This is a genomic window from Curtobacterium sp. TXMA1, assembly GCF_020162095.1.
In the GTDB taxonomy this organism is placed as follows: domain Bacteria; phylum Actinomycetota; class Actinomycetes; order Actinomycetales; family Microbacteriaceae; genus Curtobacterium.
Genome location: NZ_CP083910.1, coordinates 179030 through 200960 on the forward strand (window position 1 = coordinate 179030; position 21931 = coordinate 200960).

20 protein-coding genes are annotated in these 21931 nt (G+C 71.8%); 9 read left to right on the forward strand and 11 right to left on the reverse strand.

What is annotated here, in order from left to right; all coding sequences use genetic code 11:
• The first annotated feature begins 128 nt into the window (after positions 1-128).
• Positions 129-488, forward strand: a complete 360-nt coding sequence (locus LCG91_RS00985; protein ID WP_224442181.1) for a hypothetical protein — start codon at positions 129-131, stop codon at positions 486-488.
• Here LCG91_RS00985 and LCG91_RS00990 read toward each other — a convergent pair.
• Complete coding sequence (locus LCG91_RS00990; RefSeq protein ID WP_224442182.1) at positions 412-924, reverse strand: MarR family winged helix-turn-helix transcriptional regulator; 513 nt, start codon at positions 922-924, stop codon at positions 412-414. The two genes, LCG91_RS00985 and LCG91_RS00990, sit on opposite strands and share 77 nt — an antisense overlap.
• A 105-nt stretch (positions 925-1029) precedes the next feature.
• Between LCG91_RS00990 and LCG91_RS00995 the strand changes: the two genes are divergently transcribed.
• Entirely contained in the window at positions 1030-1959 is a 930-nt protein-coding gene (locus tag LCG91_RS00995) for an NADP-dependent oxidoreductase (RefSeq protein WP_224443183.1), read from the forward strand.
• Between the two features lie 66 nt (positions 1960-2025).
• Here LCG91_RS00995 and LCG91_RS01000 read toward each other — a convergent pair whose 3' ends face one another.
• The 4 genes from LCG91_RS01000 to LCG91_RS01015 are packed head-to-tail and all read right to left on the reverse strand — an operon-like array spanning position 2026 to position 7007.
• Complete coding sequence (locus LCG91_RS01000) at positions 2026-3531, reverse strand: glycoside hydrolase family 36 protein (RefSeq protein WP_224442183.1); 1506 nt, start codon at positions 3529-3531, stop codon at positions 2026-2028.
• A 31-nt stretch (positions 3532-3562) separates the two neighbouring features.
• Positions 3563-4549 carry an N-acetylglucosamine kinase gene (locus tag LCG91_RS01005; RefSeq protein WP_224442184.1) on the reverse strand — a complete coding sequence of 329 codons (987 nt, stop codon included), beginning with the start codon at positions 4547-4549 and terminating at the stop codon, positions 3563-3565.
• On the reverse strand, positions 4546-5679 hold the full coding sequence (locus LCG91_RS01010) for an SIS domain-containing protein (RefSeq protein ID WP_224442185.1): 1134 nt from the start codon (positions 5677-5679) through the stop codon (positions 4546-4548). Before LCG91_RS01010 ends, LCG91_RS01005 begins: the two co-directional genes overlap by 4 nt.
• Complete coding sequence (locus tag LCG91_RS01015) at positions 5676-7007, reverse strand: D-tagatose-bisphosphate aldolase, class II, non-catalytic subunit (RefSeq protein ID WP_224442186.1); 1332 nt, start codon at positions 7005-7007, stop codon at positions 5676-5678. Before LCG91_RS01015 ends, LCG91_RS01010 begins: the two co-directional genes overlap by 4 nt.
• 158 nt (positions 7008-7165) lie before the next feature.
• On the opposite strand from LCG91_RS01015, the gene LCG91_RS01020 reads away from it, so the two are divergent.
• From LCG91_RS01020 to LCG91_RS01040, 5 genes are all read left to right on the forward strand, one after another.
• A complete protein-coding gene (locus LCG91_RS01020; RefSeq protein WP_224442187.1) occupies positions 7166-7954 on the forward strand; it encodes a DeoR/GlpR family DNA-binding transcription regulator in 789 nt (262 codons plus the stop codon).
• Positions 7955-8178: 224 nt separating this feature from the next.
• Complete coding sequence (gene melA, locus LCG91_RS01025; RefSeq protein WP_224442188.1) at positions 8179-9495, forward strand: alpha-galactosidase; 1317 nt, start codon at positions 8179-8181, stop codon at positions 9493-9495.
• A 47-nt stretch (positions 9496-9542) separates the two neighbouring features.
• Positions 9543-10877 (forward strand): ABC transporter substrate-binding protein, encoded by a 1335-nt coding sequence (locus tag LCG91_RS01030; protein WP_224442189.1) that lies wholly within the window; start codon positions 9543-9545, stop codon positions 10875-10877.
• Positions 10878-10886: 9 nt separating this feature from the next.
• A complete protein-coding gene (locus tag LCG91_RS01035; RefSeq protein ID WP_224442190.1) occupies positions 10887-11837 on the forward strand; it encodes a carbohydrate ABC transporter permease in 951 nt (316 codons plus the stop codon).
• Positions 11834-12736, forward strand: a complete 903-nt coding sequence (locus LCG91_RS01040) for a carbohydrate ABC transporter permease (RefSeq protein ID WP_224442191.1) — start codon at positions 11834-11836, stop codon at positions 12734-12736. The genes LCG91_RS01035 and LCG91_RS01040 overlap by 4 nt, the downstream gene beginning before the upstream one ends.
• Positions 12737-12975: 239 nt before the next feature.
• Here the strand turns inward: LCG91_RS01040 and LCG91_RS01045 are convergent, their stop codons facing one another.
• The 5 genes from LCG91_RS01045 to LCG91_RS01065 form a co-directional block, all read right to left on the reverse strand.
• Complete coding sequence (locus tag LCG91_RS01045; protein ID WP_224442192.1) at positions 12976-13884, reverse strand: carbohydrate ABC transporter permease; 909 nt, start codon at positions 13882-13884, stop codon at positions 12976-12978.
• The gene (locus LCG91_RS01050; protein WP_224442193.1) at positions 13881-14834 is read right to left on the reverse strand and encodes a carbohydrate ABC transporter permease; all 954 of its coding nucleotides are present in this window, start codon (positions 14832-14834) and stop codon (positions 13881-13883) included. The genes LCG91_RS01045 and LCG91_RS01050 overlap by 4 nt, the downstream gene beginning before the upstream one ends.
• A gap of 114 nt (positions 14835-14948) precedes the next feature.
• Positions 14949-16268: an ABC transporter substrate-binding protein gene (locus tag LCG91_RS01055; RefSeq protein ID WP_224442194.1), complete on the reverse strand. Its 1320-nt coding sequence runs from the start codon at positions 16266-16268 to the stop codon at positions 14949-14951.
• Positions 16265-17506, reverse strand: a complete 1242-nt coding sequence (locus tag LCG91_RS01060; RefSeq protein ID WP_224442195.1) for a Gfo/Idh/MocA family protein — start codon at positions 17504-17506, stop codon at positions 16265-16267. Before LCG91_RS01060 ends, LCG91_RS01055 begins: the two co-directional genes overlap by 4 nt.
• Before the next feature lie 194 nt (positions 17507-17700).
• On the reverse strand, positions 17701-18489 hold the full coding sequence (locus tag LCG91_RS01065) for a DeoR/GlpR family DNA-binding transcription regulator (protein ID WP_224442196.1): 789 nt from the start codon (positions 18487-18489) through the stop codon (positions 17701-17703).
• Between the two features lie 132 nt (positions 18490-18621).
• On the opposite strand from LCG91_RS01065, the gene LCG91_RS01070 reads away from it, so the two are divergent.
• Together LCG91_RS01070 and LCG91_RS01075 are read left to right on the forward strand one after the other, a co-directional pair.
• Entirely contained in the window at positions 18622-19563 is a 942-nt protein-coding gene (locus LCG91_RS01070) for an ROK family protein (RefSeq protein ID WP_224442197.1), read from the forward strand.
• Complete coding sequence (locus LCG91_RS01075; RefSeq protein WP_224442198.1) at positions 19560-20684, forward strand: N-acetylglucosamine-6-phosphate deacetylase; 1125 nt, start codon at positions 19560-19562, stop codon at positions 20682-20684. The genes LCG91_RS01070 and LCG91_RS01075 overlap by 4 nt, the downstream gene beginning before the upstream one ends.
• A 15-nt stretch (positions 20685-20699) precedes the next feature.
• On the opposite strand, the gene LCG91_RS01080 is transcribed toward LCG91_RS01075, so the two are convergent.
• Entirely contained in the window at positions 20700-21068 is a 369-nt protein-coding gene (locus LCG91_RS01080; protein WP_224442199.1) for a hypothetical protein, read from the reverse strand.
• Positions 21069-21931: the final 863 nt, after the last annotated feature.

Sequence of the window (21931 nt, forward strand, 5' to 3'; positions counted from 1 at the left end):
CCGCGAGCGGTGCCCTGTCCCCGACAAGGCGGACTGGTGCGGCGACCGGTTAGCCGACAGGCTTCCTGCATGCACACGGGTCGACGATGAAGCGGAGGGGCGAGACAGCGACCGCTCCGTGGCAGGACGTGACCTTCGCTCTCCTGGAGCTCGTGGCGGTCGTCACGGCGGTCATCGTCTGGTACCTCTACCAGTTCACGTTGATGGTCTACACGCCCTGCGGGGGAGCGGGGACGTGTTCGCTGGGAGCTCAGCAGGTTATCTCCGTCGCCTTCGTCCTCGCGGTGGGTTCGAGCATCGTGCTGCCGCTGTGGGGCGGACTCGCTCGTCGCAGCAAGGGTCTGCGCTTCTGGTGGGTGCCACTCGTCTCGATCGTCTCGGTCGTCACGGTGCTGGCGCTGTCCTGGCCGCTCAACCAGTGGGCGGCGTCGCCTTCCGCCGCCCCCGACCAGCGGATCGCGGCGGGTGCTGTCGCAGGTGCCCGCTGACGCGCCCGAGGACGTCTGCCAACGTCGCTGCATCGTCGTCGCTGATCTGCGCGAACAGCAGCCCGTGCACGGTCGCGATGTGGCCCGGGAAGACGGCCGTGAGGATGTCACGCCCGGCTTCCGTCAGGGAGACGACAGTGCTCCGCTCGTCGTCCGGTGACGGCCCCCGCGTGACGAGCCCGCGCTGCTCGAGCACCTGCGCCTGGTACGTCAGCCCGCTGCGGCTGTAGACGACCCCGTCCGCCAGGTCCGTCATCCGCAGCCGCCCGTCCGGCGCATCGCCCAGCCGCGCCAGCAGCTGGAACTGGACGTAGCTGAGTTCGCCGGCGTTCCGGAGCTGCTGCTCGACCGCGGGGCGGAGCAGCGCCGCGACCTCGGTGAACGACAGGTATGCGTCGAGCTGGGTCCGGGTGAGTGCCAACGGGGGAGTGGTCATGGATCGATCCTACCCGTTGCTTCGAACTCGAAGTAGGTGTACGGTTGCCTCATCGCTTCGAATTCGAAGCACATTACGAAGGGGAAGACCATGAACGAGAACACGATGCAGGCGGTCCGGTTCCACGAGGTCGGCGGACCGGAGGTCCTGCGGATCGAGGACGTCGAGCGCCCCGAGCCGGGCGCCGGCGAGGTCCTGGTGCAGGTCGCGGCCTCCGCCTACAACGCCGCGGACAACGGCATGCGCGGCGGCTTCCTGCCGATCCCGGTCCAGCTCCCGCACGTCCCCGGCTACGACGTCTCCGGCACGGTCGCCGCGCTGGGCGCGGGCGTCGAGGGCCTCGCCGTCGGCGACGCGGTCGTCGGGTTCCTGCCGATGGAGCGCGACGGCGGTGCCGCAGAGTACGTCGTCTCGCCCGCGGAGGCACTGGTCACCGCCCCGACGACCGTCCCGCTGGTCGATGCGGCGGCACTGCCGTCCGTGGCGCTGACCGCGTGGCAGGCCCTGTTCGACGAGGGTCACCTCGAGGCGGGCCAGCGTGTGCTGGTCAACGGCGCCGGAGGGGTGGTCGGGAAGTACGCGATCCAGCTCGCCGTCCGCGCCGGCGTGCACGTGGTCGCCACCGCGAGCCCGCGGAGCGCCGACGCGGTCCGCGCAGCAGGCGCCCAGCAGGTCGTCGACCACACCACGACGGACGTCCTCGCGGCGCTCGACGAGCCGGTCGACGTGCTGCTCAACCTCGCGCCGATCGAGCCGGAGCGCTTCCGGGCGCTCGTCGCGGCGGTCCGTGACGGCGGCGCCGTGGTCAGCACCACGGCGTTCATGGCGACGCCGGACGACGCGTCCCGGGGCGTCCGAGCCGCGACGGTGTTCGTCCTGCCGAACCGCGAGCGACTGGCGGAGCTCGTCGCGCTCGTGGACGCCGGCGAGCTGACCGTCGAGGTCACCCGACGCGTCCCGCTGGCGGAGCTCCCGGCGCTGCACGCCGAGGGCGCTGCAGGCCGGATCGCCGGCAAGGTCGTCGTCACCGTCTGAGACGACGCCCGACGACGGCCACCGGACGGGCGCTGCAGGTCGCACGCAGCAGCACCCGCCAGCGGGTCAGCCGATGAACGACGCCGCGTCGACCGCCCGCTCGCCGGTGACGGACGGGGTGAGGTCGACCAGCCGGTCGTCGACACGGAAGACGTACCGGCCGAGCTGCTCGACCACCGCGGTCCCGCCGAGCCAGTTCGCGGCCTCGACCCGCTCCTCCGGCCGGAGCCACTCGACGGGGTCGGACGTCGACCGGAACCCGAGGACCGCCGCGGTGTCCTGCAGTGCTCGACGCTCGTCCGGCCCGAGCAGGTTCCGCTCGCTCCGGAAGTAGACCGAGTCCGGGTCCACCTCGTACAGCCGCCGCATCCACACCCGGTTGATCGAGGACACGAGCGCGTTGCGGGCGCCCTCGCCGGACGGGTCGCCCACGCGTTCGGCGTTGTCCCAGAACGGTGCGACGTCCGGGCCGACGCGAGCGCCGTCGAACACCCCGACCGAGGGGATCATCGGGACCCCGCACCCGAGCAGGTAGACGTCGTCGCCGACGGTGGCCCGGACGTGCTCGATCGCCCGCCGGTAGACCTGCTCGCGGGGCAGGTCGACGTGTCGGTGTCCCGCGACGGCGCCGGCGTACATGAAGTCGAGCTTCAGGTAGCTGTAGCCGTCCGCGGTGATGCGGTCGAAGACCCCGCGGAGGTGGTCGAGCACCTCCGGGTGCGTCGTGTCGAGCGAGTGGTAGTGCGACCCCCAGTTGTGCCCGGTGACGAGCGGACGGCCGTCGGCACCGGCCACGAGCAGGTCGGGGCGCTCGGTGGCGATCGTCGAGCCGGGCAGGGCGATCAGCGGCGCGAGCCAGATGCCGGGGCGGAAACCGTGCCGTGCGATGGTCCGGGCCGTGGCCGTCATCCCGCTCGGGAAGTCGGGTCCCGCCGTCCAGTCCCCGACGATCGGCTCCCACCCGTCGTCCATCTGGAAGACGTCGACCGGGTACCCCTCGAGGTCGGCTGCCGCACGGGCGATCCGCTCTTCGGTGATGTCCTCGTGGTACGAGTACCAGCTGCTCCACACCGTGCCGGCGCGGGCGGTCCGGCGGCCGAGCCGCTCGGCGACCTGGTCGGCGTAGGCGGCGAAGACGTCCTGCTCGGTGCCGTGTGCGACGAACCACTCCGCGTCGTCGTGCTCGCTCCTCGCCCACAGGACGTTGCCGTCGGCGCCGACCCGCGGGGTGCCGAGCCCGAGCGATCCGACGAGCAGCGTGCCGCCGTCCGGGCTGGTCACCGCTCCCACCGCGCTGCCGGAGTGGGCGTGGGGGGTCTCGTTCGCGGCGTCGTCGGCGGTCAGCAGGCGTTCGGGGCTGTCCTTGATCCCGATCGTGTCGCCGTCGAGCCGCGTCCACCCGCTCGGACTCCACGAGTTCCAGCCGTGCCGGTAGAACTCCGCAGTGGGACCGAACGGGTGGAGCAGCGCGACGGGACCCGCCGGCACGATCCACCCGCCCGTGGTCCGGCGGGGTGGCCCGGAGACGTTCGCGGGGACCCGGAGGCCGTCGAACGCGAAGGTGGTCTGCACGGTGGTCTCCTCGTGGTGTCGGGTCGTTGGATCAGCGCGCCGGGGCGGAGCTGATCGCCGGGGTCGCGTCCGCGGCGAACCGCTCGGGGATCGGTGCCCCGGCGCGGCGCATCGCGACGAGGACACTGCCGACGGTCGGGTCGTGGCGCGGCTCGACGAGTTCGACGGCCGCGTCCTGCGCGTGCAGGGCGGTGGCGAACTCCTCGCGGAGCCGCGGCGCCCGGAAGAGCCCGCCGGAGTACGACACCGGGACGGCCTCGTCGGCGGGGAAGTCGAGCGCGCGGACGGTCGTGACGACCAGGGTCGTGAGCTCCGCCGCGGCACGGTGCAGGACGTCGGCAGCGGCTTCGTCGCCGGCGTCGGCGGCCGCGACGACCACCTTCGCCAGGTCGGCGACCGTGCCGCGGTCCGCCGCCCACTCTTCCATGACGACGCCGATCAGGTCGAGGTCCTCGGACACCCCGACCCGCTCGCGCAGGAGGGCGTGCAGCGGACCCCGGGGGAGCCGACCGTCCGCCATCCGCGAGAACGCGTTGAGCCCCTGCACGGCGACCCAGTACGCGGAGCCCTCGTCGCCGAAGACCTCGCTCCAGCCGCCGACGCGGTGGGCGCTGCCGCCGCGCTCGCCGTAGGCCATCGAGCCGGTGCCCGCGATCACGTTCACGCCGTCCCGACCCGCCAGGGAGCCGGCCCACCCGCCGATCATGTCGTTGCCGCAGGAGTACCGGTCGTGGCCGAGTACCGCCGCGGGGAGGGCGTCGAGCACGGGGGTGTCCGGACTCGACTCCCCGTGTCCGGGGATCCCGAAGTACGCGGAGGTGATGTCCGCCGAGGTGATGCCGGCCGCCGCCGTCACCGCGTCGACGCCGGCTCGGACGACGTCGCCGACGAGACCGGTACCCGCGTCGAACCAGGAGCAGGTCGGCTGCCGTGACTCGGCGAGCGTGGTGCCCTCGCCGTCGGTGAGCAGGAACGCGGTCTTGGTGCCGCCGCCGTCCATGCCGAGGAAGACGGTCATGGTCGGGCGGCTCCCTCGCGGTGGTCGTGGATGGTCACGCCCTGGACGACGCGGTTGACCGTGCCGCCCGGGAACGGGTTGTCCGGCGTGCACCCGTGCGCGACCGACGTGGCGAGGGCCAGGAGCTGCGCGAAGCCGACGAGGGCGACGCTCCGGAGTGCATCGTCGAGGCCCGCGAGGTCGTCGAGCGGGAAGGAGCGCTCGTCGTCCGCGTCGCCGCCGACGGAGACGACCCGGACGGCCCCGTCCGCACGGAGTTCACGGAGGATGTCCGCGTCGTACTGCGCCGTGTACGGGTCGGCCGAGCCGTAGACGACCACCAGGGTGTGGGCACCCGCGACGGCCTTCGGACCGTGCCGGAACCCGAGCGGGGTGTCGAAGAACGACACGACCCCGCCGGCGGTGAGCTCGAGCAGCTTCAGTGCCGACTCGCGTGCCAGGCCCTGCAGCGCACCGCTGCCCAGGTAGACCACGCGTTCGGTGCCCTCCGCGAGCGAGGTGATCCGTGCCTCCAGGCCGGCGATCGTCCGTGCCGCAGCGACCAGCGCGCCGGTGCCGGCCACGAGCTCCGGCCGGAAGGCCAGGAGCACGGCCAGCAGCATCGTCGAGAAGCTGGACGTCATCGCGAAGCCGGTGTCGTTCGTCTCCGACGGCATCTCGAGGACGAACGACCCTTCCTTCCCCCGGTGCTCGCGGGCGAGGGCGCCCGCGGGGTCGCACGTGACGACCAGGTGGTGCGCGCCGGGTGCGACGTCGTCGACGACGCGGGTCGCGGCGACGCTCTCCGGGCTGTTGCCCGAGCGGGCGAAGGAGACCAGGAGCACCCGGCCCGGGGCACCGAGCGACCCGTGCGGGTCGGCGACCACGTCGGTCGTGGCGATCGACTCGACGCGACGGCCGAGGTGACGGCGCAGGTCGACGCTCGCGATGTCCCCGACGAAGGCCGAGGTGCCGGCCCCGGTGAGCACGATGCGCAGCTCCGGGTCGGCGAGCAGCGGCTGCAGGAAGGCGTCCAGCTCGGCACGGCGGTCGTCGAGCGACACCACGAGGCGCTGCCAGCTGTCGGGCTGTTGCACGATCTCGCGGTGGGTCGCGGTCTCGTCGGCGCGGGCGGGGGCGGAGGTGGTCACAGGGACTCCTTGCTGGTGGTGGCGGGGACCGCGTCGGCGACGCGTGAGCGCGGGGCGACGGCGGCGGAGTAGGGGCGCAGGACGTCGCGGACCCGGTCGAGCACGATGTCCTCGGCACGGTTCGGCAGTAGGCCCTCGCGGACGCGCTCGTACTGCACGGGCAGGTACTGGCTGAGCAGCGGGAGCGGGATGCCGACCTCGTCGAGGCTGCCCAGGAGCGCCTCGGTCGCGGCGGTGATCTCCGGGTCCGGCCAGTAGTAGCGCATGCGGTCGCTGTAGCTGTAGGTGCGGGCGATGCGCTGCTCGTGCTCGTCGCCCTCGTAGTAGCGCTCCCAGCGGCCGGGCTCGGCGAGCATCCGGCGCTCGACGACACCGCGCAGGTCGGTGGCGGAGCCCTCCGGTACGAGTTCCGACTCCAGGGCGTCGAGGGCGAACAGGCCCTCGCGGAGGCCGAAGGTCAGACCCGGGCCGACCTTGAGCACCGCCCAGTGGTCGTCGACCAGCGCACGGAGCGCCTCGGGCGTCTGGTAGTCGGTCGAGTGCGCCTCGTACACGAGCCCGGGCGTCGCCTCGATGACCTCCTGCAGGGCGGCCGTGGCCTCAGGGACGTAGTCGATGACCTGCAGGTGGTCGAACTCCACCGCCGGCTGCACGACGAGGGCGACGACGCGCGGCCACACGTCGGCGAGCCCGGCACGCTCGAACGCCGCACGGTGCACGTCGAGCGTGCCGACCGCCGCGGTCGCCGGGGTCGGCTCGAGGTCGTGGAGCGTCTCCTTTGCACCGCCGGGGGTCGGGACCTCGGTGCCGATGACGTAGACGATGCCGTCGCGGTCGATCCCGGCGTCCGTCGCGGCGGACTCCGCGGCGGCGAGCAGCACCGCGGCCCGCTCGGCGACGACGGCGTCGGTCAGCGGAGCGGTCTCGCCCTGCAGCGGCATGCTGCAGTCGAGGTGGATCTTCGTGTAGCCGGCGGTGACGTACGCGCGGACGAGGTCGACGGCGAGCGGCATGGCCTCGACGGCCGGGCGGTCCTGCCACGTGTTCGGGCCGAGGTGGTCGCCGCCGAGGATCAACCGCTCGGCCGGGAAGCCCTCGGCGTCGGCGAGGTCGAGCACCGCCCTGCGGAAGTCCGCGGGCGTCATGCCGGTGTAGCCGCCGAACTGGTCGACCTGGTTCGAGGTCGCCTCGACGAGCAGGGGTGCGTCGTCCTCGAGCGCCTGGCGCATCGAGGCCCGCAGCACGTAGGGGTTCGCCGAGCAGACCGAGGTGATGCCCTCACCGGATCCGGCACGGTGACGAGCGACGAGCGCAGTGATGGGGTTCACGTGGTCCTCCTGGTGCGTGCGCCGCGGTCGGCGGCGCTGCCGACGCGGCACCGTCCGGCGCCGCGTCCGGTCTCAGTGTCGGCAACGACCGATCACTTCCGCTGCCGTAACGATCACTCCGGTCATTCGCAGTGATCGTTCTGCCGCATGATGGGTCCATGGACAACGACACCCCGGACGTCGGCCGGAAGCGGCGGGACCGGATGCGGGACATCCTCGAGCGGGTGCGCGAGCAGGGGTCGACGACCACGGACGAGCTCATCCGCGCGTGCGGTGTCTCCGCCGCCACCGTCCGGCGCGACCTCAGCGAGCTCGAGGCGCGCGGGCTCGTCCAGCGCAGCTACGGCCGGGTCGAGGCCGTCGGTGTGCTCCCGGAGCTGCCCGTGGTGATGCGCGCGTCCGCGGCCGACGCCGCCAAGCGCGCGGTCGGTCGGCTGGCCGCGCGGCTCCTGCCGTCGGGACGCCAGGCCGTCGCCGTGAGCGGGGGGACCACGACGATGGAGGTCGTCCGGGCGCTCGGCGACCGGAACGGCCTGACCGTCATCACGAACGCCGTCACCATCGCGCTCGAGGTCTCGCGCAGCCCCCGGGTGAAGACGATCCTGACCGGCGGGACCCTCCGCGCCACCTCGCTCGAGGCGGTCGGCCCCCTGGCCGAGGCGGCGTTCTCGGCCTTCAGGGTGACGACGGCGTTCCTCGGCACGGACGGCATCAGCGCCGCGGGCGGCGTCACGACCCACGACGACACCGAGGCGCGGACGAACGGCGTGATGGTGACGCACGCCGACCGGGTGGTCGTCGTGTGCGACGGGTCGAAGGTCGGCCGGCAGACGATGGCGCGGATGGCCGACATCGGCGATGTGTCCGTCCTGGTGACCGACGAGCACGCCCCGCGGGAGGCGCTCGAGCAGATCGCGGCGGCCGGGGTCGAGGTCCTCATCGCCTGAACGGCCCGTGCCCGAACGCGCATCCGTCCTGCGCGTTTCACCAGGTCGCGTGGTGGTCGTGGCCGGTGCGCCCTACCGTGGGGCCCGGCCGGCGAACCCCGTCGAGGCCGCGCACCGCAGGGAACCGTGTCGGGTAGCGCGCCCTCCCACCCCTCCGTGCCTTCTGCCACCGCAGGTGGTTCCGTCCGCCGACCCTCGGCGGTACCCCGAACGAAGGGCTTCCCGTGACCCGCATCGTGTTCGTCGGCGCCGGCAGCGTCGTCTTCACCCGACAGCTGCTCGCCGACCTGCTCCGCTACGACGACCTCCCCCAGCTGGACCTCCGGCTGTTCGACGTCGACGAGCGCCGCCTCGCCGTCGCCGAGGCCACCGCGCACCAGGTGAGCGAGCGCCTCGGGCGTCCGGTCACCGTCACCGCGACGACCGACCGCCGTCGTGCCCTGGCCGACGCCGACTTCGTCGTCGACATGGTGCAGATCGGCGGGATCGCCGCGACCCGCACCGATCTCGAGATCCCGGAGCGGTACGGCCTGCACCAGACGATCGGTGACACCACGGGTGTCGGCGGCGTGTTCCGGGCGCTCCGGACCTTCCCGTTCCTCATGGAGCTGACCGCGGACATGCGCGAGGTCGCCCCGGGCGCGGTCCTGCTCAACTACACGAACCCGATGGCGATGAACATCTGGTGGGCGAACACCGTCGCGCCGGACATCACCGCGCTCGGGCTCTGCCACAGCGTCTACTGGACCGCGCACGACCTCGCCGAGCTCGTCGGCCTCGACGTCGAGCAGACCCGGTTCCGCGCGGCGGGCGTCAACCACCAGTCGTGGCTGCTCGAGTGGACGCACGAGGGCGAGGACCTCTACCCTCGGCTCCGCGAGCGCATCCGGCAGGACCCCGAACTCGAACGCCGGGTCCGGGTCGAGGTGTACAAGCGGATCGGCTTCTACCCGACGGAGACGAGCGAGCACTCGTCGGAGTACCTGTCGTGGTTCCTCCGGTCTCCCGAGCAGGTCGACCGTTTCCGCCTGCGTCCGCTCGAGTACGTCGGCATCTCCGAGGACAACGTCGCGGAGTTCGAGGCAGCCGAGCGTGACCTGGCGGCCGGTCGACCCGTGCAGCTCGAGGAGGGCGCGTCGGAGTACGCCCCGCAGGTCATCCACTCCCTGGTGACCGGCACAGAGCGCGAGGTCCACGCGAACGTGCCGAACACCGGACTGATCGACAACCTCCCGGCGGGCTGCGTCGTCGAGGTCCCGACCACGGTCGGCGCCGGCGGCATCGCCCCGATCCCGATGGGGGCGCTCCCCGTGCAGGCCGCGGCGCTGAACCGCTCGTACGTCTCCGTGAACGAGCTCACTGTGCACGCCGCGCGGACGGGTGACCCCGTCGCGATCCGGCAGGCGGTGCTCATGGACCCGAACGCGTCCTCGACGCTCACGCCGGAGCAGATCTGGGAGCTGTGCGACGAGCTGGTGGTCGCGCACGGCGACCTGCTGCCCGAGCCGCTCCGGGCGACGGTCCCCGCACGCGGCATCTGACCCGGCCGATCGCCGACGACGCACCACTGACGACGAAGGAGTCCGCAGTGACACGCACCAGGACGAGCACCAGGACACGCACCAGCAGCACCACCCGCACGGCGCTCGCCGTCGCGATCGCGGTCGCCGCCACGGTCCTCACCGGCTGTGCCCCGCAGGGCGCAACCGTCCTCGACACCGCGGCGCCCGTCCGCCTCACCATGTGGTCGGGCCAGAGCGACGAGGCGGCCAAGCTCCTGCAGGGGCTCGTCGACGAGTACGAGGACGAGCACCCGAACGTGACGATCGACATGTCCTCCGGGGCGTCGTCGACCGACGAACTGCTGCAGAAGCTCGCGGCGTCGTTCGCCGGGAACGACTCGCCGGACATCTCGTACACGTTCGGGTCGTGGGCGAGCCAGCTCGAGCGCTCCGGACGGACGCTCGACCTGCGCGCCGAGGCCGAGGACCCGGACACCCGCTGGGACGAGTTCTCCCCGGCGGCCCGCGGGACCGCACAGCCGACCGGCAAGAAGGTGATCGGCTTCCCCGCGGTCGTCGACAACATCTCGCTCTTCTACAACAAGACGGTGTTCGACGCCGCCGGCGAGCCCTACCCGACGGCGGACTGGGACTGGTCCGACTTCCGGCGGGCCGCCAAGGCGTTGACGGACCGGGACAGCCAGACCTTCGGGTACGGCTACTCGGTGTCCGGCAGCGAGGAGACCACCTGGCAGATGTGGCCCCACCTCTGGCAGAACGGCGGCTCGATCCTGTCCGAGGACGGCGAGCACGCCGCCTTCGACTCGGAGGCCGGCGTCGACGCGCTGACGTTCATGCGGTCGATGGCCGTCACGGACCGGAGCGTCTACCTCGACCAGACGGACACGAAGTTCGCGCAGCTGTTCGAGAGCGACCGCATCGGCATGATCACCTCCGGCCCGTGGGAGCTCTCCGCCCTGAAGACCGCGGGCACCTCGTACGGCGTCGTGCGGCTCCCGGGGACGGACGGCGACCACCAGACGGTGTCCGGGCCCGACCTCTGGACCCTGTTCGACAACCACGACGTGAACCGGGCGTACTGGGCGAAGGACTTCACGAAGTGGCTGACCTCGCCCGAACAGGACGAACGGTTCAACGTCGCGGTCGGCAACCTGCCGCTGCGGTCGAGCGAGGCCGACAGCCCGGCCTTCCGCGAGCAGGTCGCAGCCCTGCCCGGGCTCGACGTCATCCAGGCGAACTCCGCTGAGGCGAAGCAGGTCCGCCCGACCCTGCCCGGGTACAACGGCCTGTCCGAGGCGTTCGGTGACGCGGTGTCCCGCGTGCTCCAGGGCGAGGGCGAACCGGCCGAGGCACTCCGGCAGGCGACCGTCGCCGCCGACAAGGCACTCCGTCAGGGCTAGGAGGCCCCCGTGACCACTCCCGCACTCCGCACCCGTCCGACCACCGACGCCGAGCCGCCGCGACCCGGGCGCCGACGCCGGTCCGCCGCCGCCCGCGAGGGCCTCGCCGGCTGGGGCTTCGTCGCCCCGGCGCTGGCGGTCGTGCTCGGCCTCACGATCTTCCCCGGCGTCTGGGCGCTCGTGCTGTCGTTCCAGCGCTGGGACGGCTTCAGTCCGCCGTCCTTCGCCGGCATCGAGAACTACCAGGACCTGGCCACCGACGCCAGTGCGCTCGCGGCTGCCGTGCACACCCTGCTCTACACGGTGCTCTTCGTCCCCGCGTCCCTGCTGCTCGGACTCGCCCTGGCCGTCGCCCTGAACCGGCGCATCCGGTTCATCGGGCTGTACCGCACGGCGATCTTCGTGCCGTTCGTGGCGTCCGCCGCCGCGACCGGCATCCTGACCACCTACCTGTTCAGCCCGCAGTTCGGCATCGTGAACAACGTCCTGCGCGTGCTGCACGTCCCACCGCAGGGGTGGCTGGAGGACCGCGCCGAGGCGATGGTCGTCATCGTGATCATGTCCCTGTGGGGGCAGGCGGCCTTCACGACCGTGATCTACCTCGCCGCGCTGCAGGACGTCCCGGGCGACGTGCTCGAGGCGGCGCGCATCGACGGTGCGAACAACTGGCAGACGTTCTGGCGCGTGGTGTGGCCGCAGCTGGCACCGGTCACCGCGTTCGTCGGGATCTACCAGACCCTGCAGGCCGTGCAGCTCTTCGACCTCGTCTACGCGACCACCCGTGGTGGACCCCTCGACGCGACGCAGACGATCGTCTACTACCTGTGGAAGACGGCCTTCCAGAACCTGCAGTTCGGTTACGGGTCGGCCATCGCCTACGGCATGTTCTTCGTCACCCTCACCGCGACCGTGATCGTCACGGTCGTGCAGCGCCGAGCCGGAAGGAAGGCGTCCCGATGACCGTCGAGACCCGCGTACTCGAGACCCCGAACCGGCCGGCCGCCGTCGCGGCTCCCGCCGCGCGCACGGCGCCCCGCCGCCGACGTCGGTTGCCGTTCAGTCCGTGGCACCTCCTGCTGGCTCCGGTGGCGCTCCTGTTCCTGCTGCCGTTCGTCGAGATGTTCCTCACCTCGCTCCAGCCAGCGTCGGAGATCAACAAGTTCCCGCCGTCGTTCCTGCCGACGCAGTTCACGTTCTCGGGCTACACGCGCCTGTTCGCGGAGTCGGACATCCTGCACTGGCTCCTCAACACGGTCGTCGTGTCGGCATCGGCGATCGTCTCGCACCTCGTCCTGTGCTCGCTGGCCGGCTACGGGTTCGCGCGGCTGCGGTTCCCGGGACGGACGTTCGGCTTCCTGGCGATCCTCGCGACGATCATGATCCCGTCGCAGCTGCTCATGATCCCGACCTACGTGATGTTCGCCCGGCTGCACCTCGTGGACAGCCTCGGTGCGGCGATCGTGCCGTGGCTCGCGTCGGCCTTCGGCATCTTCCTCATGCGGCAGTTCTTCCTGTCCCTGCCCGCCGAGCTCGAGGAGGCCGGTCAGATCGACGGCTGCACCCGCCTGCAGGTGTTCTTCCGGATCGTCCTGCCGCTCGCCCGTCCGGCGCTCGCGACGCTCGCGATCTTCACCCTGCTCGGGTCCTGGAACGACCTGGTCTGGCCGCTCGTCGCGATCAACGACGCCGACTCCTTCACCCTGCAGCTCGGTCTGACGAACTTCCAGGGGGCACGGCGGACCGACTGGTCGCTGCTGATGGCCGGCAACGTGGTCGCGACGCTGCCGCTCATCCTGCTGTTCCTGGTGGCGCAGAAGCAGTTCGTCGCGACGATGGCGTCGGCCGGCCTGAAGGGCTGAAGCGGGTCGCAGCAGACGGGAGGCACGGTGCCCATGGGCACCGTGCCTCCCGTCGTGTGTGCGGTCGGCCTGGAGGTGCGTGGCGGTCCTGCACCGTGCCTCCCGTCGTGTGTGCGGTCGGCCCGGAGGCGCGGGGCGGTCCGGCACCGTGCCTCCCGTCCGGACGCTCCGCCGGGCACGACGAAGCGCCCCTCGGATCCCGAGGGGCGCTGTCGTCCGGTGGCCGTCCCGGCCACCGCTCACTTCAGGCCGGAGGACGCGAGCCCGTCGATCACCCGCCGCTGCAGCACGATGAACAGGACCAGGACGGGCGCCATCGCCATCAGGCTCGCCGCCATGAGCAGCGGGTAGTCGATGGTGCGGTCGCTGGAGAGCGTCGCGAGCCCGGCGGCGAGCGGCATGTCCTCGGCGCGGGTGGAGACCACCAGCGGCCAGAGCAGCTCGTTCCACGACCAGAGCACCGTCGTGATCGCGAGCACACTGATCGACGGACGTGCGAGCGGCAGCATGATCCGCCAGAAGGTCTGGAACGGGTTCGCGCCGTCCATGCGCGCGGCCTCCTCGAGCTCGGCGGGCATGTTGAGGAACGCCGTCCGCATCAGGAACGTGCCGAAGGCACTGAACAGGCCGGGCGCGACGATGCCGGCCAGGGTGTCCAGCCACCCGAGGCCCTGCACGATCTGGTACTGCGAGATGAGGTAGACCTGTGACGGCACCAGCAGGATCGACAGCACGATGCCGAGGATGATCGCGCGTCCGCGGAACCGCATGCGGGCGAACGCGTAGCCCGCCAGGGTGCACAGCACGATCTGCGCCAGGGTGCGGATCAGGGTCACCCAGATCGAGGTCGCCAGCTGGTCGAGGAAGGGGAGCCGCTCGAAGACCCGGGCGAAGTTCCCCCACTGCAGCTCGCCCGGCCAGAAGGTCGGCGTCGGCGAGGTGACCTGTGCGTTCGTGGAGAGCGCCATCACGATCTGCCACAGGAACGGGAACGCCATGACGAACCCGCCGATGCCGAGCACCACGTGGATCCACCAGTGGCTGCCGCCGCGGCGACCGGGACGAGCTGCGGTCGTCGCGCGGGTGCGGCCCGCCGCCTTCGTGGCTGCCGCGACCCTGCTGCCGCGTGCGTCGATGATGCCGGTCATGACTGGACCCACTTCCGCTGGACCCGGAACTGCACGACGGTGATGATGCCGATGAGCACGAAGATCACCATCGCGATCGCAGCCGCGAATCCCTTGTCGTTGTCGATGAACCCGGCGTTGTAGAAGTAGAAGACGAGGGACGTCGTCTGCGGGATGACCGGGTTGGTGGAGCCGAGGATGGCGTAGAGCAGGTCGAACAGCTGGAAGCTCGAGATCGTGGTGACCACGAGCACGAAGAAGATGCTCGGCGTCAGCAGCGGCACGGTGAGCGAGCGGAACTGGCGCCAGCGGCTCGCGCCGTCGAGCTCGGCGGCCTCGTACAGCTCGGGCGGGATGTCCTTGAGCCCGGCGCCGAGGATGATCATCGAGAAGCCGAGCGACGACCACAGGCCGACGAGCGACACCGCGACGAGGGCGAAGCCCGGGGTGGAGATCCAGTACGGGCCGTCGATGCCGAAGCGCCCGAGGAACCAGTTCACGATGCCGAAGTCGCCGTTGAACATGATCCGCCAGACCAGGGCGATCGCAGCCGGCATCGCGACGTAGGGCAGGAAGAAGAGCACGCGGTAGAACTGCGCGAACCGCAGGCCCGGTGTGTTGAGCAGGCTCGCGAGCCAGACCGCGATCGGGATGCCGAGCAGGACGATCACCGTGTAGACGATCGTGTTGACGAGGGACTGGTACAGCTGCGGGTCGGTCAGCAGGCGGACGTAGTTCGCGAGCCCGGTGAAGGTGGCGCCGCCGAAGACGCCCCAGCTGGTGAACGAGTACCAGAAGGTCTGCAGGATCGGCCAGATGAAGAACGTGCCGACGCCGATCAGCAGCGGGAGCACGAACAGCCACGGCCAGATGCCGTCGGTGCGGTGGGCGCGGGTCGGCCTGGGCCGCTCGTCGTGGTGGGGTCGGGACGGCGGGCGGGTCGCCGTCGTCTGCCGGGTGGTGGTCGTCATCGGGTCGCTCCTACGCCGGGGCGGGCGGATCGAGAGTGTGGGTGTGGGTGTGGGTGTCCGGTGGGACGGACAGCGCCGATCGGCCGGGGCGGACCCGGCCGATCGGCGCGACTGTCACTCCTTGGCGAGCGCGGCGTCCATCTCCTTCGCCAGCTCGGCCGTCACCTGGTCGACCGGGCGCGACCCGTCGAAGGCGCTCGGCAGCAGGTTCGTCTCGAGGGTGTTCCACGCGGCGGTGTTCTTCGACACCGGGAGCGGCTTCGCGTAGTCGACCGCGTCGAGGAAGACCTGCAGGTCCGCGTCGGGCATGGTCTTCGTGAAGGCGCCCTGCGTGCCCTCGTAAGCGGGGATGACAGCACCCATGTCGCCCTGCTGCTGCTGGGCCGGCTCGCTCGCGAGGTACGCCTGCAGTGCCTGGGCGGCCGCCTTGTTCTTCGACCCCTCGGCGACGACGTTCGAGACACCGTGGATCACGGTCGCCTGCTCCTTGCCCTTCGGCAGCGGGTAGACGACGACGTCCTGCTCCATGTCGGTGCCGATCAGCGCCGACCGGAACCAGCTGCCGCCCTGGTACATCGCGAGCTTGCCGGAGGTGAACCACTGGTCCGCCGTGGTGTCGGTCAGCTGCTTGATCGACGGCGAGGCGCCGGAGCCGATCAGGTCGGTCCAGAACCGGATGCCCTCCTGCGCGGCCTTCGTGTCGTACTCCGACTTCCCGTCGTCGACCACGGAACCGCCGGCCTGGAAGATCGTGTCGTAGTAGGTGGTCTGGCCGTCCATGCCGCCGGCGGCGCCGTACGCGCCGTCGCCCTGCAGCTTCTGCGACAGTTCGGCGGCGGTGTCCTGGAAGTCCTGCCAGGTCCAGTCCTTCGAGGGCAGCGGCACGCCAGCCTTCTCGAAGAGTGCCTTGTTCACCCAGACGCCGATGGTGTCGAAGTCCTTCGGCACGCCGTACTGCGTCCCGTCGTAGGTGTACAGGTCGTCGAGCGCCTTCGAGTACTTCGACGGGTCGATCGCGCCCGACTCCACCGCGCCGGTGATCGGCGCGAGCTTGCCGTTGGCCGCGTAGAGCTGGAAGTTCGGGCCGTTCATCCAGAACAGGTCGGGCAGCGTGTTGCTGGAACCCTGCGTCTGCAGCTTCGTGAAGTAGTTGGCGAAGGGCGTCACGTCCACGTTGACCGTGATGTCCGGGTACTCCTCGTTGAAGCCCTTGATGTTCGCCTTGATCGCGTCGACCTGGTTCTGGTCCCAGACGGCGTAGGTCAGGTCGGCCTTCGTGTCCTTCGCGACCGTGCCCGTCCCGGAGTCGGAACCGGCGGACGACGCGCTGCTGCACCCCGCGAGGAGGGCGACGGCGCTGACCGCGGCAGCGAGACCGAGCAGGGCACGGCGGCGGCCGCGGCCGCCGCCGTGGCGGGGAGAGGGGAGGGTCATCGGGTGTTCCTTCCGGAGGGGTCGTCGTGGCCGGCTGCGGCCGTGAAGTGACGGATGGTGGCTTCGGGGAGGGGCGGCACGTCGAGCGGGACGGAGCCGTTCCGCAGGGAACGCGTCGCGAGCGCTCCCGCGGCGACCGCGGCGCGCGCCGCGATCGGGGACAGGGTGGTCGGCTCACCGAGGGCGACGGAGCGGAGGAACTCGGTCATGGTGAGCAGGTCGGCGTCGGCGTGGCCGTCCTCGACGCCGTCGATCGGGTACTCGACGTCACCGGCGACGTCCCAGTTGCGGCGGTGGTTCCACACCTTGACGACCCCGCCGCCGGTGTCCCCGACGTTCTCGAGGCGGCCGTGGGTGCCGATCACCGTGTAGTTCCGCCAGTAGTCGGGCGTGAAGTGGCACTGCTCGTAGCTCGCCTGCACGCCGTTCTCGAGCGTCATCATCACCATCGAGACGTCCTCGACGTCGACGACGGGGTTGAGGCCGGTCTGCTCGGCGGGCGGCCAGTTGTCGAACGAGAACCAGTCGGTCATGAGCTCGTCGCTGCGGTCACGCCGGTCGGTGACGTTGCCGTACACCGAGAGCGACCCCATCCCGACGACCCGGCTGGTGTACGCGCCGGCGAGGGCGTGCACGACGTCGAGGTCGTGGCTCGCCTTCTGCAGCAGGAGCGAGTTCACACGGCTGCGGTCGGCGTGCCAGTCCTTGAAGTAGTAGTCGCCGCCGTTGCCGACGAAGTGGCGGACCCAGACGGCCTTCACCTCGCCGATCTCCCCGCGGGCGATGACCTCGCGCATGAGGCGGACGACGGCTGCGTGCCGGAAGTTGTGGCCGACGTACAGGGGCGTACCGGTCTCGGCGGCAGCGTTCAGGACGGCGTCGGCGTCCTCGACGGTGATCGCCAGGGGCTTCTCGAGGTAGACGGCGATGCCGGCGCGGAGCAGGTCGATCGCGATCTCGGCGTGGGTCCAGTCCGGGGTGGTGACGATCGCCGCGTCCACGAGGTTCGGCGCGCCGTCCGTGCCGATCAGTGCCCGGTGGCCGGCGACGACCTCGGCCTCCGGCCAGTGCGCTGCGGCCCGTTCGCGTCCCGCGGCGGTGGTGTCTGCTGCGGCCGTGATCCGGGCGTCCACCCCGTCGGCGTCGAGGCCTGCGGCGGACACGTGGTCGGCGATGGCCGATCGCTGGCCGATGCCGACGACGGCGACCCGGAGCAGGCGTGTGCTCGTGGTGGTCATCTCGCTCCCTTGCGTGAATGTGACGGCAATGATGCCAAATCGATCATGAGTGCACAATAAGCACGCACGGCTCGATCACGGAAGCGTGCATCTGAGGTTGTTACACGCCGGCAACGTCGGGACAGCGGTGCTCGTGGCGCGGCGACGGACGGCTGCGGCCGTGACCGTGGGATCGCCGGGGCGGTCCCCGCGAGTCAGCTCGCGACGACGAGTTCCACGCCGGCGGACGTCAGCTCGGCGGCGAACGACGCCGGTACCGCCTGGTCCGTGACGAGTACGTCGATGCGCTCGAGTGGGCAGATGCGCGCGAAGGTGGCGCGCTCGATCTTCGTCGAGTCGGCGACGACCACGACCCGGCGACCGACCGACGCGAAGTGCCGACTGACCTCGGCCTCGCCCTCGTGCATCGTCGTCGCGCCGTACTGGCTCGTCAGGCCGTCGACGCCGAGCACGACGACGTCGAGTGCGAAGCCGTCGAGGGTGTCCCGCACGGTCGGACCGATGAGCTCGTACGACTGCCGCCGGGCCACACCGCCGGTCACGACGATCTTGACGTTGGCGCGGACGGACAGCTCGTAGCCGATGTTCAGCGCGTTCGTGACGATGGTGATGCCGCACTCGCCGTCGGCGCGGATGAAGCGCTCGCTCTTGCCGAGCTCCCGCGCGACCTCGGTCGTCGTCGTCCCGCCGTTCAGGCCGACCGTGTCACCCGGCGAGACGAGTGCGGCGGTCGCGCGGGCGATGGCGGTCTTCGCCTCGGCCTGTCGGGCGATCTTGTACTGCAGGGGCAGTTCGTACCCAGCGCCGAGCGCCGCGGCGCCACCGTGCGTGCGGGTGACGAGCCGCTGGTCGGCCAGGGTCGCGAGGTCGCGTCGTGCGGTCGCAGCGGAGATGCCCAGCGCCTCACCGATCTCGGCGATGGAGACGTTCCCGCGGTCGCTCACCAGCTCGAGGAGCGCGTTGAGCCTCTGCTGCGGGGTCATAACGTCATCCTACGGGCGGGCTTCCGCCGTCATGTGAGCGGAATTGATGCGCGTTGTTTGCACTGATCATGATCGGTCGGCAGGCTGACGGCGTCCGATCGGTGCTGGTCGGCGTGATCGAGAGGGCCCGCGATGACCGCTGACGACACCGTCCTGGGCATCGACGTCGGGGGCACGAGCATCAAGGTGCGCCTGGCCGCCGACGACGGGCGGGTGCTCGAGGAGCAGCGCGTCCCCACCCCACGGGACGACCCCGAGGCCACCGCGCTGGCCGACCTCGTCGCCGGCCTCGCGGTCGGTGCGCGTGCGACGGCCCGACGTGCCGGCCGTGACCTCGACGCCGTCGGGCTCGTGGTGCCGGGCGTCGTCGACGAGACATCCGGGCGGTCGGTGCTCTCCGTGAACCTGGGGTGGCGTGACGTGCCCGTCCGTGACCGCGTCACCAGGACCCTGCACGACGCCGGGATCGACGTGCCGCTCGCCTTCGGGCACGACGTCCGCGCCGGGGCGCTCGCCGAGGTCCGGTCCGAGGCGGCGGACCCCGCCCTCGGCCACGGCACCGTCGCCTTCGTCCCGGTGGGCACCGGACTGGCGAGTGCCCTGGTGGTCGACGGCGCCGTCGTGCCCGGCGGCGGCTGGGCCGGCGAGGTCGGCCAGGTCCGGATCCGCGACGGCGTGCACGCGGGCCTCCGGATCGAGGAGGTCGCCTCGGCCGGAGCCGTGGCCCGTCGCAGCGGGGCCCCGAGCGCCCACGACACCGTGCTCCGCGTCGTGGCGGGGGACCCGGTGGCGCGAGCAGTGTGGGACGACTGCGTCGAGGTGCTCGCCGACACCCTGGCGTGGTTGACCGCCGTGGCCGGCTGCCACACGGTGATCGTCGGCGGTGGCCTCGCCCGGTCAGGGCCGCTGTTGTTCGACCCGCTGCGCGCCGCGGTGGCCGACCGGCTCACCGGGGTCAGGCTGCCCGAGCTGGTCGGCGCGCGCCACGGCGACGCCGCCGGGGCCATCGGTGCGGTGCTGCTCGGGCGTCAGGCGCGCGCCGCGTCGACGGCGCCCGTGACGGTGATCGCGTGACCGTCCTCGTCCGTGCCCCACGGATCGTCACCGCCGAGGTCGACCTCCCCGACGCCTGGCTGGCGGTCGACCGTGGCCGTGTCGTCGCGCTCGGCACCGGTGTGGCGCCCGCCCACGACCTCGTGGTCGAGGCGCCGGGCGCCGTCCTGCCGGCCTTCGTCGACCTGCACGCGCACGGCGCACTCGGGTACGACTTCGCCTCGTGCTCGGTCGCCGAGGCCCGAGCGGCCGCCGCCCACCACGCCGCGCGGGGGACCGCCCACCTGGTGGCGTCGATCGCGACGGGCACGGTCCCGGACACGGTCGCCGCCCTGCACCGCCTCCGACCGCTCGTCGACGACGGCACCCTCGCCGGGCTGCACCTCGAGGGCCCCTGGCTCGCTCCGGCCCGACGGGGAGCGCACGCGGCCGGGCTGCTCCACCCACCGAGCCCGGACGAGGTCGACCTGTTCGTGGACGCCGGCGGTGCAGCGCTCCGGATCGTCACCCTCGCGCCCGAGCTCCCGGGCGCGCTCGACGCCGTCCGCCGACTGGTCGCGTCGGGCATCGTCGTCGCGGTCGGCCACACCGATGCCGACGCCGACCCGGTGCGCGCCGCGGTGGACGCCGGTGCGACCCTCGTCACGCACCTGTTCAACGGGATGCCTCCGCTGCACCACCGTGAGCCGGGACCGGTCGGTGTCGCGCTGACGGACGAACGACTCACGGTGGAGTGCATCGTGGACGGTCACCACCTCGACCCGGTGACCGTCGACCTGGTGCATGGCGCCGTCGGTGACCGGCTCGTGCTCGTCTCGGACGCCATGGCGGCGACCGGTTGCGCCGACGGCCGCTACCGGATCGCCGGCTCGGAGGTCGTGGTCTCCGACGGGGTCGCCCGGCTCGCCGACGGCTCCTCCCTGGCCGGGAGCACGATCACGGTCGCCGACGCCGTGGCCAGGTTCGTCGACGGTCGTCCGGACCGGCTGCCGTCGGCCGTGCGCGCGTCCTCCGTGCGTGCGGTGTCGGTGCTCGGGCTGCGTCCGCCGCTCAGCGTCGGGGCGGCCGCCGACCTCGTGGTCCTCGGTCCCTCGGGATCCGCCGGGCCGTTGCCGCTCGCGCCAGCGGGGTCCACGACCTGACCCCGACCCGGCTGCTCACGGGATCGGGACGGGGTCCCAGTCGAGGGAGAACTGCAGCTGGAAGACCAGCACGTCCGGCCGCGGCCCGAACGTGGAGCTGACGGACGCCGTCGCTCCCTGCACGTCGGGGAGGTCGACACTCTCACCGATGCGCTTCGTGCTCGGGGTGTCAGCGGTGGCAGCAGGCGAGCTGGCACGCTCGCGGAGCTCGTCCGCCTTCATCGTCGGCAGGTCGGTCTGCTCCAGGGCGTCGCGGAAGGCGTCCACACCGGCGTCGACCCCTTCTTCGGTCACGTCGTCCACGCGCAGCCAGAACTGCCGTCCCTGGGAGATGATCACGTCCTCGTGACGCATCGCGGTCGGGTTCGATCCGGTGTGGCGCACCCGGACGCTCTCGCCCGAGGGGCTGTCGTTCGGCGGTGCGGCACATCCGGCGAGGACCGCAACGGCCGTCACAGCCAGGAAGCCGAGGACCCGAGGCCGACGCACCGTACGGCGCTCCCGCGTCATCCCTCGCTGACGAACCACGACCGAGCTCTCGAGAGTGCCCTACCGAGACGGTCCACGGCACGACCTCCAGCCGGAGAACCGGCGTCGGAGAACGACCCCATGCCGCCCCACAGCCCCGACGCCCGCCGGGCAGCGGCACGGAGCTCCGGACGGGTACGGACCTCGGCGAACTCGTCGTCCAGCCAGGCAGCCGCCTGACGGCGGGGTCCGTCGTGGTCGAGTTCCGCTGCTCGACGTACCTCGTCGATCGCCGCTCGGACCTCCGACAGCAGCGCGCTCACACTCCGTGGACCGGCCCCCATGCAGCGAGGCTAGCGGTCGTCCGCTGGTCGCGGGGCGGAACCACGGGATGAGCTCGCGGAGCGCCGCCAGGGAGCTGATCTGCGTGCCGTCCGTGCCGCCGCCCACGATCGCGAAGACCTCGTGGCCGTGCTCGCTCGTCCGCCGCACGACCTCGCCGCCCTCGGCGCAGGACGTCTCCGGCTCGGAACCGCCACCGGGGGGTGACGCGCTCGACCGGTCGGCTGCACCGCGCTGCCGTCGCAGTGAAGTGCGTGAGGAGGGTGGCCCCTCGCGTGAGCTGCGCGGCGCCCAGGCCGATCGCCGTCGCGCCGAGCACGTGCGCTCATGCCCGCAGCCCGGTCTGCTCGTCCGTCGTGTCGTGCACCCCGCGCCGCCGCTCGTCGGACCCTTGTCCGACGAGCCGATCCTCGCACGCCCCGCGCCGGTCGCGGCGG